The organism is Lacinutrix sp. Bg11-31 (assembly GCF_002831665.1).
Taxonomy (GTDB): Bacteria; Bacteroidota; Bacteroidia; order Flavobacteriales; family Flavobacteriaceae; genus Lacinutrix.
Genome location: NZ_CP025118.1, coordinates 1,330,288 through 1,344,692, shown reverse-complemented (window position 1 = coordinate 1,344,692; position 14,405 = coordinate 1,330,288). Strand labels below are relative to the sequence as shown.

The following is a 14,405-nucleotide window of genomic DNA, read 5'->3' as shown; positions in this document are numbered from 1 at the left end:
CTCATTTCTATTTAATAATAAAAGGCAATAGATTCTGCATAGAGGTTTCCGTTTAAGTTGTTATTGCTATAAAACGAGAACCTAAAATATTTCTATGGCTTTATACCAATAGTAATAGGTTTAAAAAAATCTTTTTTAATATTTATTTCACCTGATTGAGGATATCCGTAAAAAAAGAATTTTAAATGTATTTAAGTTCGCATTCTAAAGTTGTTGTGTTTTGATTAATCGCACAATATAAGCTAGTAGTCAGTTTTTTTTAAGTTGATTTCAAGGCCTTGCATTAACCAGTAAGGCTTTGTTATTTTTTATAATTAAAAGTTTAGCGATTGTGTTGTAAAAAAAAATAGTAGTCTATTGAGGATTTCCGTAAACATATAATATTTAATGAGTTTATGTTCGCAACTTAAAGTCGGAACTAGCCAAAAACAGACTCAAAACAGAAGTAGGTTTTAAAATTTAAATATTTATTTATGAAAAAAATTTCTTTTCTATTTGTTGTAATGTCTTTGTTTTTAACAAGTTGTGCAACTCATTATGGATTACCAAAAAACTACAACCAAAATACTACAGAAGTAGTACTAACTAAAAAGAATTTTAAAGTTGTAAAATTGGTAAAAGGCGAAGCACAAGCCACTTACATTTTTGGTATTGGAGGATTGGCCAAAAACGGATTAATAGCAGAAGCTAAAGCAAAAATGTTGAAATCTGCAGGTATGGAAGGTGCTGCTAGAACAGTAGTAAACGAAATAGTAGAGGTTAAAACATCAGGGTTTTTATTTGTAAATAAATACAAAGTTATAGTCTCTGGGCAAATAGTTGAGTTTACAGAGTAAGGTATTGCTGTAAATTAGTTTTGTTACCCAACATAAAAGCCTTGCTTAACCAGTGAGGCTTTTTTAACCTTAAAAATTAATTACTATTAAAATTTAAATATTTAAACATGAAGAAACTAATTTTAATACTTTTCGTTCTAGCTTATTTAATGCCTAAACAAGCAACAGCCCAAAACGAAGGAGCTGCAGCTGCAATTGGTGGACTTTTAGCCATTGGAGCAGGAATAGCAGCTGTAGAACAAATGAAAGAACAAGCAGAACTCACAGCAACACAATGGGTTTTAGCCAACCAGCCAGCACTTACTAGTTTCTCTTTAAAAACATTAGATTTTGATGGTAAAAAGGTGAAAGACATGTCGTCTACTTCTGTAATTTCATTTAAACTACAGGAGTTTACAGCTGGAGATAAACCAAAATTAGATGGCAAAAAACAAGTGTTATTTGGTTTTACAAGTCGTGGCTGGATTAGCGAATATGGTATAGATTTCGAAAAAGTAAGATGGTATTTAATAGACGATACAGAATGGATAAATATGATGGTAGCTTACGTAAAAGTAGCTTCAGGTGAAACAAATAAAAGTTCTATTGTATCTACATTAAAAGAAGGCAAAGTGGTAAACAAAGGTGTTAAGGTAAAGAGTAAATTAATCATTCCGTTTTTTAAATTAGAAGGCGATATGTACGTAGTAACAGATTACTCGGCAGATATGAAACTATTGTACAACGAACGTTCTTTAGGTATATTCTTAAAAGAAACTAAAGACCTTGTGCAAATTGGTAGAGGAGACATTATAAAAATTCACGACTTCTTTTTCGATGAAGATTAAAAGACACTAACAACTGCATTAATAAACCTTAAAGGTTATTTTTAAAGACTTTAATTTTGAAGTCTTTATTAATTAAAAAAAAGAAATAAGATGAATAAATTTTTACTTAGCTTACTATTTGTACTTAGCATGTTTAAAATAAATGCACAATCTTGTCAAGAAATGATAGATTTTGTAACATTAGATAATTATGGTACAACATACACTAATTATGATAGTAAAGCCATTTCTAAAGTAACGTTTTATAATAAACAGATAGAGTACCAAACGTATTATTTTGCAATAGTTTGTTTTAAAAAGGAGTATTCATATTCATGTAATAAATACATCTATCAAGTAAGTTCAAGTACAAAACTTAATTATTCTTTAAACTACTTAGACAGTGCAGGAAAAGCATTTTGGAAATATATTAAACCTTATAACGAAAACTTAAATTGCGCGCCTGATTAGTGTTCCTTAAAATGAAGTAAACTAACGGTATTAAATAAATAGTTAAACACGTGTTTTTTATTATGTAATACAACTCTTGTTTTTAAAAAGGTCTTATATTTAACTTTTCCTAATTAATTAACCCAAAACAAATACTAACACTTGCTTTTGGTACAAGTACAATACATAAACTAACCCTATTAATGTCCGAAGAACAAAAACAACAAATACTAAAATAAACGCTGTGGAATATTACCAACGCCCTTCGTGGTAATATGGATGCAGACGATTTTAGAGATTATATACTAGGCTTTATTTTTTACAAATATTTAAGTCGAAAAATGGAACTCTACGCCAACGTAATTTTAAAACCAGACGGTTTAGATTACGATACTGTAGAAGCACATCCAGAAGCCGAAGCATTACTAGAAGCCATTAAATTTGAAGCTTTAGACAAACTAGGTTATTTCCTTAAACCAAGCGAGCTGTTTAGCGAGTTGGCAAAACGTGGTAATTCGGGTAACAAAAACAACTTTATTTTGGGCGATTTAGCAAACGTGCTAACCAACATAGAGCAAAGTACCATGGGAAGCGAAAGCGAAGACGATTTTGGTAACTTATTTGAAGACTTAGATTTAACAAGTAGTAAACTAGGTAAAACCGAAGACACCAAAAACGAACTCATAGTAAAAGTATTAACCCATTTAGAAGGTATCGATTTCGATTTAGAAAACACAGATAGTGATATTTTAGGAGATGCTTACGAGTATTTAATTGGGCAATTTGCAAGTGGCGCAGGAAAAAAAGCAGACGAATTTTACACACCACAACAAGTCTCTAAAATACTAGCGCAATTAGTAACTACAGGTAAAACCAAATTAAAAAGCGTGTACGATCCAACTTGCGGTTCGGGTTCGTTATTATTACGTGTTGCCAAAGAAGTAGGAGATGTAGGCGAGTTTTATGGGCAAGAAAGCAACCCAACCACGTATAACTTGTGCAGAATGAATATGATTATGCACGACATACACTACAAACGTTTCGATATTTATAACGAAGACACCTTAGTAAACCCAAGCCCTAACCATATAGACAAACGTTTTGAAGCCATAGTTGCCAATCCGCCATTTTCGGCAAACTGGAGCGCAAGCCCATTGTTTATGAGCGACGATCGATTTTCGGCATACGGTAAACTAGCACCAAAATCGAAAGCCGATTTTGCATTTGTGCAACACATGGTTCACCAATTAGACGCTAATGGTACAATGGCTTGTGTATTACCACATGGTGTGTTGTTTAGAGGTGCAGCCGAAGGACACATACGTAAGTTTTTAATAGAAGATAAAAACTACCTAGACGCAGTAATAGGTTTGCCAGCAAATATATTTTATGGTACAAGCATACCAACTTGTATTTTGGTGCTTAAAAAGAAGCGCGAGCAACCAGAAAACATTTTATTTATAGACGCAAGCCAACATTTTGAAAAAGTAAAAAACCAAAATGTATTAAGAGAAAATAATGCGTTTAACGATATTGAAAACATTGTTAACACCTACAGAAACCGTGAAACAAAAGACAAATACAGTTATAATGCCACTTTAGCCGAAGTTAAAGAAAACGACTACAACCTAAACACACCACGTTACGTAGATGCTTTTGAAGAAGAAGAACCCATAGACTTAACAACAGTAGCAAAATACTTAAAAGCATTAGATAAAGACATTACAAAAACAGATGCAACCATTGCAGACTTTTGCAAACAGTTAAACATTGATACTCCTTTTTAATGGCAACACAAAAAGAAACGTCATTGCGAGGCACGAAGCAATCTCATGACGTGTAGAACTAATAGTAAACAGATTGCCATGTCCTAGTACTCGCAATGGCGTAGTGGTTAGCAGATTGCTTCGTCCTTATGTCTTCGCAATGACGGTTGCTATATACAGATTGCTTCGCTGCGCTCGCAATGACATTAATTTTTACTATATTTATATCTTAATTAAAAAGATAACACTCAAAATATAATATCATGGCAAAATCGCAGGATTCAAAAAAGAACGTAAAAAAGGAAGCAGCATTATCTCCAAAAGAAAAAAAGGCTGCAAAGCTGGCTAAAAAAACAGCTCGTAAATAATAAGAAAGTTATTACGAGGCACAAAGTAAACTCATGAAGCATAGAACTAACATTAAACAGATTACTTAGTGCCTCGCAATGATAGTAATTAAAAAAACCACTCAATTTTGAGTGGTTTTTTACATTAAAGCTATTATCTTTAGTAACAACAAATTAAAACAAGTAAAAGTGATAGATATAAAATTAGCAGTACTTATTGATGGAGATAATATACCATCTGCCAATGTAAAAGAAATGATGGAGGAGATTGCTAAATACGGTAACCCAACGATTAAACGTATTTATGGTGATTGGACGAAACCAAACCTAAACAAATGGAAAAGTCTGTTGCTAGAAAATGCGATTACACCAATACAGCAATACGGTTACACAACTGGTAAAAATGCTACAGATTCTGCAATGATTATTGATGCTATGGATATTTTATATTCTGAAAAAGTTGATGGTTTTTGTTTAGTATCTAGTGACAGCGATTTTACACGTCTAGCAACACGTTTACGCGAAGCAGGAATGAAAGTCTATGGCATAGGAGAGAAGAAAACACCTAATCCGTTTATTGTGGCTTGCGACAAGTTTATATACATTGAAATTTTAAAACACCAAACGTCTGAAAACGAATTAGAACCTGTAGATAAAACAACAGCGTCTAAAAACGACTACGATAAAATAACACTTAAAGAAGTTAGATTTATAGAATCTACAATAGATGATGTTGCAGATGATGATGGTTGGGCATTTTTAGGAGATGTTGGAAGTTTACTACAAAAGAAACAGCCTAATTTTGATTCTAGGAATTATGGTTTTAAAAAGCTAACACCTTTAATAAAATCTATTACAACTTTAGAATTAGAACGAAGAGAGGATTCTAGAGGACATAAGAAACTTATTTATGTTAAGATTAAGGAGGTAAAGAATAAAGGTAAGAAGAAGTAACTGTCATTATGAAATCGGGTTTTATTTACATACTTACTAATAAAAACAAGACAACTTTGTATGTAGGTGTTACTTCAAATTTAATCCAGCGTATTAATTAGCATAAAGAAAAACGAGACAAAAAATCGTTTACTGCACGTTATAATTTAGAGGTGTTGGTGTATTATGAAGCATTTCAGGAAATCGGTGCTGCAATAGCAAGAGAAAAGCAAGAGAAAAGCAATTAAAAGCAGGAAGTCGTGCTAATAAAATAGCATTAATAGAACGCGATAATCCTAATTGGGTGGATTTGTTAGAGACGTTGTTGTGAAGTGATGTGTACTGTCATTGTAAGACATGAAGCAACTCTTTAACGTCATTGCGAGGCACGAAGCAATCTCATGATCGTAGTACTAATTACAACAGGTTGCTTTGTCCTGCGTCCTCGTAATGACATTGTTATTGGCAGATTACCACGCTTCCCTCGCAATGACATTAGTAATCCCTTAACCTCAAATCTCGATTTTTCTTCTTCTTAAGTAAAGCAGATAACTTTAAAAACAACACAGCAGTTAAATATGCATCTCCAGAAGCAGTATGTCTATCGTGCATTGTAATATTAAAAGTATTGCATAGTTGGTCTAAACTATAGTGTTTATCCTCTTTTACGTATTTTGTGTTTTTATAAAGCTGTCCTGTATCTACTAATTTGTTTTTAAGTTTTGGTAAGTCCATGCGTTTTAAGGCTTGGTTTATCATAGCAACGTCAAACGCAATATGATGTGCAACCAAAACAGCACCTTCAATATGTTTTAAAAAGAGTTTAATGGCTTTTGTCTCTTCAATCTTAGTAATATTGCCAGCTTTTAAAAGACCATGTATTTCTACTGTTTCTGCATTAAAATGATCTTGTTGTAGGTAACACTCTAAACTATCTGCTACGTTTATATTAAAGTCTTGTACTGTTACTGTACCAATAGATAGAATATAATCTTGGTTTGGATTGAGTCCTGTAGTTTCGGTATCGAACACAACAAAGCGTGTCGCTTCTAAAGATTTCCTTTGATGTTTAAAACTTTCCGCGTAAGCGTTATAAAAATTAGGATATGTTTTATGTTTAAACCAGTTCATCTATAGTAATTGTGAGAGTTTAAAACGTGTTTTTAATAGTTCTTGAATATCTTTTATAGGTTTAAAACAGCCTTTAAGTTTTAGCCTATCGGCTTTACTTAAACTATTAACGTCTATAAAGCGTCCTGAATCGTCATGCTTTAAACCTTGTTGTGTTCTAAAACGTAGTAAAATTCTAAACGCTGAAATACAAGATGCATATAAGTCTTTGTTTTGTGGTTCTAGAGTTTCCATTTTTTGATAACGAGCAATAGTACTATTTATGTCTTTTATTTTATGAGACAAGACGAGTATGCGTGCTGCATCTACAAGTGGCATAATAGCACGTGCTTTAATATCAAATTGGTCTTTATGTTCACCAGAATCTTCGACTAGGAAACTCCTAAAAAAGCTTAAAGGAGCTGGGTTTTTTAAAGCGTTACGACTCATGAAATTTAAGAAAATTTCATAACTTTCTATCGCTTCGAAAATGCTACTAGACATTTCATCTACCAATTGATGATTACCATAAACCATATCGTAATCGAAAAAGATATTACAGAGCATTATTTTGTCGGCATCTGGATGTGTAACCCAGTTTTTAAATTGTGCTTTCCATTCTGAAACCGTTAAACACCATTTAGGGTTGCTAGCCATCATATTAGCAGGACACAATTCGAAACCAACCGTATTTAGTTTGTTATTAATGGCTTTTGCTAGTGTTAGAAAATAAGCATTGGCGATTTCCTTTTGGTTCTCAGCAACATCTTCAAACACTAATGCATTGTCTTGATCTGTGAGTAGTAATTGTTCTTTTCTGCCTTGACTACCAATTGCTAGCCAAGCAAATGGAACAGGAGGTTCTTGATTGGTTTCGGTAATGCTTAAGGTAATAATACGTTTGGTAATGGCTTCGTTGATAGCCGAAATAATATTAGCAATAAACGAAATTGGTATGTGTTGCTCGATATAATTATTAAGGAGTTCTTGTGCTTTCTCGCGAATGTATTTTAGTTGTTCTGTTGAGGTAGCACGTTTAATTTCTTTTATTAATACTGAAGGATTATTACCATGGATAACAATAATATCATGTTCAGATAGAATACCAATTAATTCAGAATTTGGCGTGCCATCTTTTGTAATACACAAATGTGAAATGTCGTTTTTTAACATGGCTATTTGTGCTTCGGCAACTGTAATGGTTGGCGGAAATGTAATAACAGGAGTCGACATAATCGCTTCTACTTTATGAGTAATAGCATGTAAACCTGTTGCTATTTTATTACGTAAATCTTTGTCTGTAATAATACCAATGGGTTGCTTGTTCTGGGTGATAACTATGGAGCCTACTTTATTATGGCTCATGACTAAACAAGCTTCTTTTATAATAGTATGTGCTTGACATACAATTGGATTTTTAGAGAACTTAGCCGATTGTATTTCCGAAAAACTAGAGGTATTGGGTTGTAAAAAATCTTCATTAGCAAAAAGGGTTCCTTTGTCTTCTTTGGAATATGGATTACGTGTATTGGTTGCAAAACTTGCAATTAAAAACTGATTGGCTTTTGGGTTTGTAATAATAATATCTTCTAATACTTTAGAAGACATGCTGTACACAATACTTTCCTCAATTGCTTTGGCATCTAATAAGTAGTGGTCTTTACGTATTAAGGCTCTTAAACCGAAGATATCACCTTCGTCGCACTCGTCTACCAAGTTATTATCTCTATAGACACCAATACCACCATCTTTTACAACGTAAAAGGAATCATGTAAACCTTCATTTTGCTTAAAAACATAACTATCTTTTTCTAGATACAGTACTTTAACCTGAGACGCAATAGTAAATAATTGGTCATAAGTTAAAGCATCAAAAGGAGGGAATCCTTTTAGGAAATCTAAAATACGTTCGGCAATCGTGTTTTTCATCTTACTAAGTTATAGAAAAACAATTAGTTATATGATGAGATTTATCAGGTATTTGCTAAATTACTATAGTTATAAGTCATTATTTATTTGATTAACTTAGTAAGCTAATAAATGTCTATTATGAAAACTAAAATAATATTCTTCAGTTTAATTATATTAATCTGTTTTAGCTGTAAGCAAGAGGCTTCTTTTGAGCACAATATAACTGAAACCAATACTTCCGCAGAAAACTATTTAAAACCTAATAAAGAAGATCAGTTTCTTGGTGGTATAAAAATGATACCAATCCAAACACCAAAAGGAGAGTTTAATGTTTGGACTAAGCGTGTTGGTAATAATCCAACCATGAAAGTATTATTGTTACATGGAGGACCAGGAATGACACATGAGATTTACGAATGCTTCGATGGGTACTTTCCGCAGGAAAACATAGAATACTATTATTACGACCAATTAGGTTCGTATTACAGCGACCAACCTGAAGATTTGAGTCTTTGGGATTTAGATCGTTTTGTTGAAGAAGTAGAGCAGGTGCGTATTGCTTTAAATTTAGATAAAGACAACTTCTATCTTTACGGACAAAGTTGGGGAGGTATTTTAGGTATGCAATATGCATTGAAATATCAAGAAAATTTAAAAGGATTAATAATTTCTAACATGGTGGCTTCAATTCCAGATTACCAGCAATATTCTGATGAAATACTAGCTCCTAAAATGAAACCTGAAGTTTTAAAAGAAATCATGAAATTCGAAGATGCCGAAGATTATAGTAACCCAAGATACATGGAGTTAATTGTAAATAACTACTACACAGAACACGTAATAAGAATGCCTGTTGAGAAATGGCCAGAACCAATAAATAGAGCTTTTAAACACTTAAACCCTGATGTTTATGTAACTATGCAAGGACCAAGTGAATTTGGAATAAAAGGAGATGCGACACTTAAAAATTGGGATGTTAAAGACCGATTAAAAGAAATTACGGTTCCTACCTTAACCATTGGTGCTACACACGATACTATGGATCCAGAACACATGGAATGGATAAGTACAGAGGTACAAAATGGTAGCTTTTTGTTGTGCCCGAATGGGAGCCATTTATCGCAATTCGACGACCAGAAAGTATTTTTTGAAGGTTTAATTGAATTTATAAAAAGTGTGGATGATGATACTTTTGAACCAAATGTAAATTCTAGTATTTAAATAACAAATTCCATAAACATATTTGCGTAAAGAGAAAAGAGTTTCCTGAAGCTGCGTTCTACACAAGTTGTCTTTTTTGCCATACCATCCGCTTTTTCGTTAAAATGAAAACCTACCTTTCTTCAACTGAAGGAAGGTGCACAATTCGAGATTTTTTTTCTTTTGATTGTATTTCAAATTTTTCTAGGAATCTCTTTGAGACTTTGCGAATAACAGTGTAATATTCCTTTAAGTAATCATATAAAAACAGGTATAATTCATGTCAAAAAAAATTAAACAACTTCGCTAAGACGTATACGTTTCATAAAAATAAAAATAACTAGAGACAACATTCCAAAAACTGTAAAGCCAATAAATAGAGGCAAAGCAGTTGTAGTAACAAAACTACCTATATAATTTGCAATTGGCACAGCCATTATTGTAGAAACAAATCCAGTAATTGCGGCTCCAATACCAGCAATATGCCCAATAGGTTCCATTGCAATTGCTCTAATGTTACCAAAAATAAATCCTATGCTAAAAAATTGAATAGCCATGAAAACTAATAGTATGTTTAGCTCAGGATTTGGAGCATTCCAGAATAAGAGAACATACACTAACGCATTAAAGCTAAATAAAATAATTGCTAAAAAGGACAGTTTCCACATACCTAAACGCATAACAAGATTACCATTTAAAAAAGTGGCTAAACCAACACCAACAGCTAATCCAGCAAAAATGTATGGAAACTCGTCTACTAATTCATATTGATTCTCAAAAATAACTTGAGATGCACTTAAATAAACTATAAAAGCACCTGAGATAAAACCAGAAATAATTGTAAAACCAAGCGTTATTTTATATTTAAGTAGTTCTTTAAGTCCATCTATAAAAACATGTTTAGTAAACTTTATTTTATGCTGAGGTTTTAGGGTTTCTGGTTGTCTTTTCCAGAACCAAATACCAACTAAAATTGCTATAATTAGTTGGCCATAGAAAATACCTGTCCAATCGTAATGATTTAAAATAAATTTACCTATTACAGGAGCAACAACAGGAATAAGTATAAAAATTGTAGTAATAAACGACATAATTTTTGCCATATAATCACCTTTATAAGTGTCTCTAATAACAGTAATAGCAATAGTTCTAGGAGCTGCTAAACCAATACCTTGCAAAATACGACCAAAAATCATCCATTCTATTGTTGGAGAAACAACACAGATAATACTAGCAATTACAAAAACAGTAAAGCCAACATACACTATTGGTTTTCTTCCAAAACTATCAGATAAAGGTCCAAAAACAAGTTGCCCAATTCCTAATCCCAAAAATATCATGGTAATTAGTAGTTTATTATCGTTTGCATCGACACTATTAAGATCTATAGCGATAGTAGAAATGGCAGGAAGCAAAGCATCAATAGCTAAGGCAACAATTGCCATTAATGAAGCCATTAAGGCAATAAATTCAAATCTTACGGTTTGGTTTGGTTGTTTAATAGATTCTTTATCTTGCATGCGGCAAAAGTAAATTAATTATCATCTATTTTCTGCTTTTCAAATACTAATAAAAAATTAAATTATGCTTATTGAAACCTTGATAAAACTCTTTAAAAGAGACCTAAATGCATTAATTCTTGAAATTGAAGCATATGTAGATGAAGACAACTTATGGATAGTAGATGGCTCTATAAAAAATTCAACTGGAAACTTATGCCTTCATCTCGTAGGGAATTTGAATACATTTATTGGAGCATCTCTTGGAAACACAGGTTACATAAGACAACGAGACTTAGAGTTTTTGCTTAAAAATGTACCAAAAACAGAATTGATTAAGCAAGTCGAGGATACAATTTTAGTAGTTGAAAACACATTAAGAACATTAGCAGAAACCGATTTGCAAAAAGAGTATAAACGGCGTGTTTTTGAAGACACAATGACGACAGAATATTTTTTAATACACTTAACAATGCATCTATCTTATCATTTAGGGCAAATAAATTATCATAGACGTTTGCTAGATAAGTAAAGATGGTTTTTAACATTATTACAACTTTAAGAGGGAGAATTCAGTCATATTATTTTTACATCTACACTTTCATTAAATAAAGCATAAAAATGTATAATCGTTGCCCAATTGGTATTCTTTTTTGTTTCTTCTAAAAATGAAACTATTAGAGTATTTAATACATTAGGTAAATTAATGCATTACTAAAAAGATATTAATTTAACTAATGACTTTAAAGTTGATATCTCTCAATACGTATCATGTTTGTATTTTGTTAGAATTAATAATGAAAATGGAGTAATAACAAAAAAGTTAATGGTTAAGTAACTAGCTAACTTCGTTAATACTAAATATAAAGTCCTCAAGAATAAAATGTCTTGAGGACTTTTTTTGTTTGTTTACTAAAAAAGGATCGCCATTCACAGTTTATTTTCAATTAACAAAACATTAATTTATTAGTAGAAGTTTATTGCTTTTTTCGAGCGTATCTTTGCGCAATAATTCTTTAATATGCGACATTTAAAAACTCAAGATTCTAAAAATAAAACAAAGCCAAAAGTAACCTTAAAACAGGCTTTTAAAACCATTATCTGGCCTAGACGTAAATTGGTATTTATTGGTCTAGTATTAATAATAATTAAAAGTATTTCTGGTTTAATACTGCCTTGGCAAAGTAAAGTATTACTAGATGATGTCGTACCAAGTGGAGATTCAAGTAAATTATGGACGCTTATTCTTATTGTAATTGCTGCAATAACAGTGCAAGCAATTACTTCTTATTTACTTACAAAAATATTAAGTGTACAAGCACAATATCTTATTTCAGAGTTACGTGCTCAAGTACAAAAGAAAGTATTATCACTACCTATTAGTTTTTTCGATAACACAAAATCTGGAGCTTTAGTTTCTAGAATAATGACAGATGTTGAAGGTGTAAGAAACCTTATTGGTACTGGTTTAGTACAATTAGTAGGCGGTACATTTACAGCAGTCGTATCTCTAGTGATTTTAATTAATTTAAATCCATGGATGACACTTTTTGTATTCATCCCTTTATCAATTTTTGGAATAATTGCTCTAAAAGCCTTTAAATACATAAGACCAATTTTTAGAACAAGAGGAAAAATTAACGCTGAGGTTACTGGTCGTCTTACCGAAACGTTAGCAGGTGTAAGAGTAATTAAAGCTTTTAATGCCGAAGAACAAGAGAATGTGGCTTTTGAAAAAGGAGTAGATAAATTGTATCAAAATGTAAAAAAGAGTTTAACAGCTACGGCTTTAATGACGAGTTCTTCAACATTTTTAATAGGTGTTGCTACTACCGGAATTATGGGAATAGGTGGCTATTATATGATTCAAGGTGAAATGACCACTGGAGATTTTCTTTTCTTCACTCTAGTATTAGGTTTTATGATTGCTCCAATTATTCAAATGAGTAATATTGGAAGTCAATTAACAGAAGCGTTAGCAGGTTTAGACAGAACAGAAGAGCTTATGAATATGGCTGCCGAAGATGATGACGAAAACCGTACGGTAGAACTAGAAAATGTTAAAGGAGATATTGCATTTAATAATGTCAATTTTTCTTATGAAGAAGGAAAACCTGTGCTTCATAATATAGATTTTAAAGCACCATCTGGTTCTGTAATTGCTTTGGTAGGAAGTAGTGGATCGGGAAAATCGACAATAGCAGGTTTATCTGCAACATTTTTAAACCCAGAATCGGGACAAATAACTATAGATGGTAAAGATTTGTCTAAAGTTAAACTGAACAGTTTTAGAAAGCATTTAGGAGTTGTTTTACAAGACGAATTCTTATTCGAAGGTACAATACGCGAAAACATTATGTTTCCAAGGCCAAATGCAACAGAAGCACAATTACAAGCAGCCGTTAAAGCAGCGTATGTTAATGAGTTTACAGATAGATTTGATGAAGGCTTAGAGACTTTAATAGGAGAAAGAGGAGTGAAGTTATCTGGAGGACAAAGACAGCGTATTGCCATTGCAAGAGCAATTTTAGCAGACCCTAAAGTTATTATTTTAGATGAAGCAACCTCGAATTTGGATACAGAGAGTGAAGCACTAATTCAGAAAAGTTTATCTCAATTAACAAAAAACAGAACTACAATTGTTATTGCGCACAGATTGAGTACTATTCGTAAAGCTGATCAGATTTTGGTTATCGAAGCAGGTAAAATAGCCGAACGTGGCAACCATGACGATCTTATTGCAGCTCAAGGTAGATACTACGATTTATACACCTATCAAGCTAAGATATAACAGCGCAACAATTGCTTAACATTACATTGTTTTTAATTACATATTATTAAAATAAAAGTAAACTTTCGGTAACATGCAACGCTGTAAAAAGTGGTGACTTTGCTGAAAAAACAATGGAGTTATTTTTAGTCGCTTTTGGCGCATTATTTTCAATCATGAATCCTTTAGGAACAGTACCTGTTTTTGTTGGATTAACAATGGAACACACTAAAAAGGAACGTGCAATTACTGCATTTTGGACCGCAATAGATGTTTTAGTTATTTTGCTTTTATCTTTTTTTGCAGGAAAGTATATTTTATCTTTTTTCGGCATTAGTTTAAATGCCTTAAAAATAGCAGGAGGTTTAATAATTGCTTCTTCTGGTTTTGCTTTGTTAACAGGTAAATTTAGAGAGCATAAGGGTATGAAGCGTCAAAAAGTACAAGACGATATTAATAGTCGAGATGCCATAAGTTTAACACCTTTGGCAATACCTATGCTTGCTGGTCCTGGAACTATTTCGCTATTAATTGCTTATAATCAGGAATTTCAAAAAATGGTAGAAATTGGAATTCTTGTTGGTGCTATGGTATTTGCTGCGTTAACTATTTATTTTGTGCTTAAAAGCGCACATATAATCGTGAAGTTTTTAGGAGCTTCTGGTATAAATGCACTTTCTAGAATAATTGGATTTATAGTTATTGCAATAGGAGTAGAGTATATTATTAATGCTGTTACAGTTATATTTGGCTTGTAGAATTAAAGCGTTTTAAACT

At 32.2% G+C, this 14,405-nt stretch carries 14 protein-coding genes; 11 read left to right on the top strand and 3 right to left on the bottom strand.

What is annotated here, in order from left to right:
- Positions 1–473 precede the first annotated feature (473 nt).
- The 6 genes from CW733_RS06065 (at position 474) to CW733_RS16760 (ending at position 5,260) form a co-directional block, all read left to right on the top strand.
- Positions 474–836 (top strand): DUF6567 family protein, encoded by a 363-nt coding sequence (locus CW733_RS06065; protein WP_100996348.1) that lies wholly within the window; start codon positions 474–476, stop codon positions 834–836.
- A gap of 107 nt (positions 837–943) precedes the next feature.
- On the top strand, positions 944–1,663 hold the full coding sequence (locus tag CW733_RS06060; RefSeq protein WP_100996347.1) for a hypothetical protein: 720 nt from the start codon (positions 944–946) through the stop codon (positions 1,661–1,663).
- A gap of 90 nt (positions 1,664–1,753) precedes the next feature.
- Positions 1,754–2,113 (top strand): hypothetical protein, encoded by a 360-nt coding sequence (locus CW733_RS06055; protein WP_100996346.1) that lies wholly within the window; start codon positions 1,754–1,756, stop codon positions 2,111–2,113.
- Between the two features lie 221 nt (positions 2,114–2,334).
- A complete protein-coding gene (locus CW733_RS06050; protein ID WP_232730423.1) occupies positions 2,335–3,879 on the top strand; it encodes a type I restriction-modification system subunit M in 1,545 nt (514 codons plus the stop codon).
- A gap of 518 nt (positions 3,880–4,397) precedes the next feature.
- Complete coding sequence (locus CW733_RS06045) at positions 4,398–5,159, top strand: NYN domain-containing protein (RefSeq protein ID WP_100998703.1); 762 nt, start codon at positions 4,398–4,400, stop codon at positions 5,157–5,159.
- An 8-nt stretch (positions 5,160–5,167) separates the two neighbouring features.
- Entirely contained in the window at positions 5,168–5,260 is a 93-nt protein-coding gene (locus CW733_RS16760; RefSeq protein WP_369806630.1) for a GIY-YIG nuclease family protein, read from the top strand.
- Positions 5,261–5,633: 373 nt separating this feature from the next.
- Here CW733_RS16760 and CW733_RS06035 read toward each other — a convergent pair whose 3' ends face one another.
- Positions 5,634–6,269 carry a PolC-type DNA polymerase III gene (locus CW733_RS06035; protein ID WP_100996345.1) on the bottom strand — a complete coding sequence of 212 codons (636 nt, stop codon included), beginning with the start codon at positions 6,267–6,269 and terminating at the stop codon, positions 5,634–5,636.
- The gene (locus CW733_RS06030) at positions 6,270–8,177 is read right to left on the bottom strand and encodes a DUF294 nucleotidyltransferase-like domain-containing protein (RefSeq protein ID WP_100996344.1); all 1,908 of its coding nucleotides are present in this window, start codon (positions 8,175–8,177) and stop codon (positions 6,270–6,272) included. It abuts the gene before it with no gap.
- Between the two features lie 120 nt (positions 8,178–8,297).
- On the opposite strand from CW733_RS06030, the gene CW733_RS06025 reads away from it, so the two are divergent.
- On the top strand, positions 8,298–9,380 hold the full coding sequence (locus CW733_RS06025) for a proline iminopeptidase-family hydrolase (RefSeq protein WP_100998701.1): 1,083 nt from the start codon (positions 8,298–8,300) through the stop codon (positions 9,378–9,380).
- A gap of 272 nt (positions 9,381–9,652) precedes the next feature.
- Here the strand turns inward: CW733_RS06025 and CW733_RS06020 are convergent, their stop codons facing one another.
- Positions 9,653–10,879 (bottom strand): multidrug effflux MFS transporter, encoded by a 1,227-nt coding sequence (locus tag CW733_RS06020; protein WP_100996343.1) that lies wholly within the window; start codon positions 10,877–10,879, stop codon positions 9,653–9,655.
- A gap of 64 nt (positions 10,880–10,943) precedes the next feature.
- Here CW733_RS06020 and CW733_RS06015 point away from each other — a divergent pair, with 64 nt between their 5' ends.
- The 4 genes from CW733_RS06015 to CW733_RS06000 all read left to right on the top strand — a co-directional run bounded on the left by CW733_RS06015 (position 10,944) and on the right by CW733_RS06000 (position 14,386).
- Positions 10,944–11,390, top strand: a complete 447-nt coding sequence (locus CW733_RS06015; RefSeq protein ID WP_100996342.1) for a DinB family protein — start codon at positions 10,944–10,946, stop codon at positions 11,388–11,390.
- 192 nt (positions 11,391–11,582) lie between these two features.
- Positions 11,583–11,696 carry a T9SS type A sorting domain-containing protein gene (locus CW733_RS16755; protein WP_100998699.1) on the top strand — a complete coding sequence of 38 codons (114 nt, stop codon included), beginning with the start codon at positions 11,583–11,585 and terminating at the stop codon, positions 11,694–11,696.
- A 183-nt stretch (positions 11,697–11,879) separates the two neighbouring features.
- Complete coding sequence (locus CW733_RS06005) at positions 11,880–13,649, top strand: ABC transporter ATP-binding protein (RefSeq protein ID WP_100996341.1); 1,770 nt, start codon at positions 11,880–11,882, stop codon at positions 13,647–13,649.
- A 113-nt stretch (positions 13,650–13,762) separates the two neighbouring features.
- Positions 13,763–14,386, top strand: coding sequence for a MarC family NAAT transporter (locus CW733_RS06000; protein ID WP_100996340.1), 624 nt, complete (start codon positions 13,763–13,765; stop codon positions 14,384–14,386).
- Positions 14,387–14,405 lie beyond the last annotated feature (19 nt).

Coding starts and splice junctions, on each gene's coding strand:
- CW733_RS06065 (WP_100996348.1), top strand. CDS start 474: ATGAAAAAAATTTCTTTTCTATTTGTTGTAATGTCTTTGTTTTTAACA.
- CW733_RS06060 (WP_100996347.1), top strand. CDS start 944: ATGAAGAAACTAATTTTAATACTTTTCGTTCTAGCTTATTTAATGCCT.
- CW733_RS06055 (WP_100996346.1), top strand. CDS start 1,754: ATGAATAAATTTTTACTTAGCTTACTATTTGTACTTAGCATGTTTAAA.
- CW733_RS16760 (WP_369806630.1), top strand. CDS start 5,168: ATGAAATCGGGTTTTATTTACATACTTACTAATAAAAACAAGACAACT.
- CW733_RS06035 (WP_100996345.1), bottom strand. CDS start 6,269: ATGAACTGGTTTAAACATAAAACATATCCTAATTTTTATAACGCTTAC.
- CW733_RS06030 (WP_100996344.1), bottom strand. CDS start 8,177: ATGAAAAACACGATTGCCGAACGTATTTTAGATTTCCTAAAAGGATTC.
- CW733_RS06025 (WP_100998701.1), top strand. CDS start 8,298: ATGAAAACTAAAATAATATTCTTCAGTTTAATTATATTAATCTGTTTT.
- CW733_RS06020 (WP_100996343.1), bottom strand. CDS start 10,879: ATGCAAGATAAAGAATCTATTAAACAACCAAACCAAACCGTAAGATTT.
- CW733_RS06015 (WP_100996342.1), top strand. CDS start 10,944: ATGCTTATTGAAACCTTGATAAAACTCTTTAAAAGAGACCTAAATGCA.
- CW733_RS06005 (WP_100996341.1), top strand. CDS start 11,880: ATGCGACATTTAAAAACTCAAGATTCTAAAAATAAAACAAAGCCAAAA.
- CW733_RS06000 (WP_100996340.1), top strand. CDS start 13,763: ATGGAGTTATTTTTAGTCGCTTTTGGCGCATTATTTTCAATCATGAAT.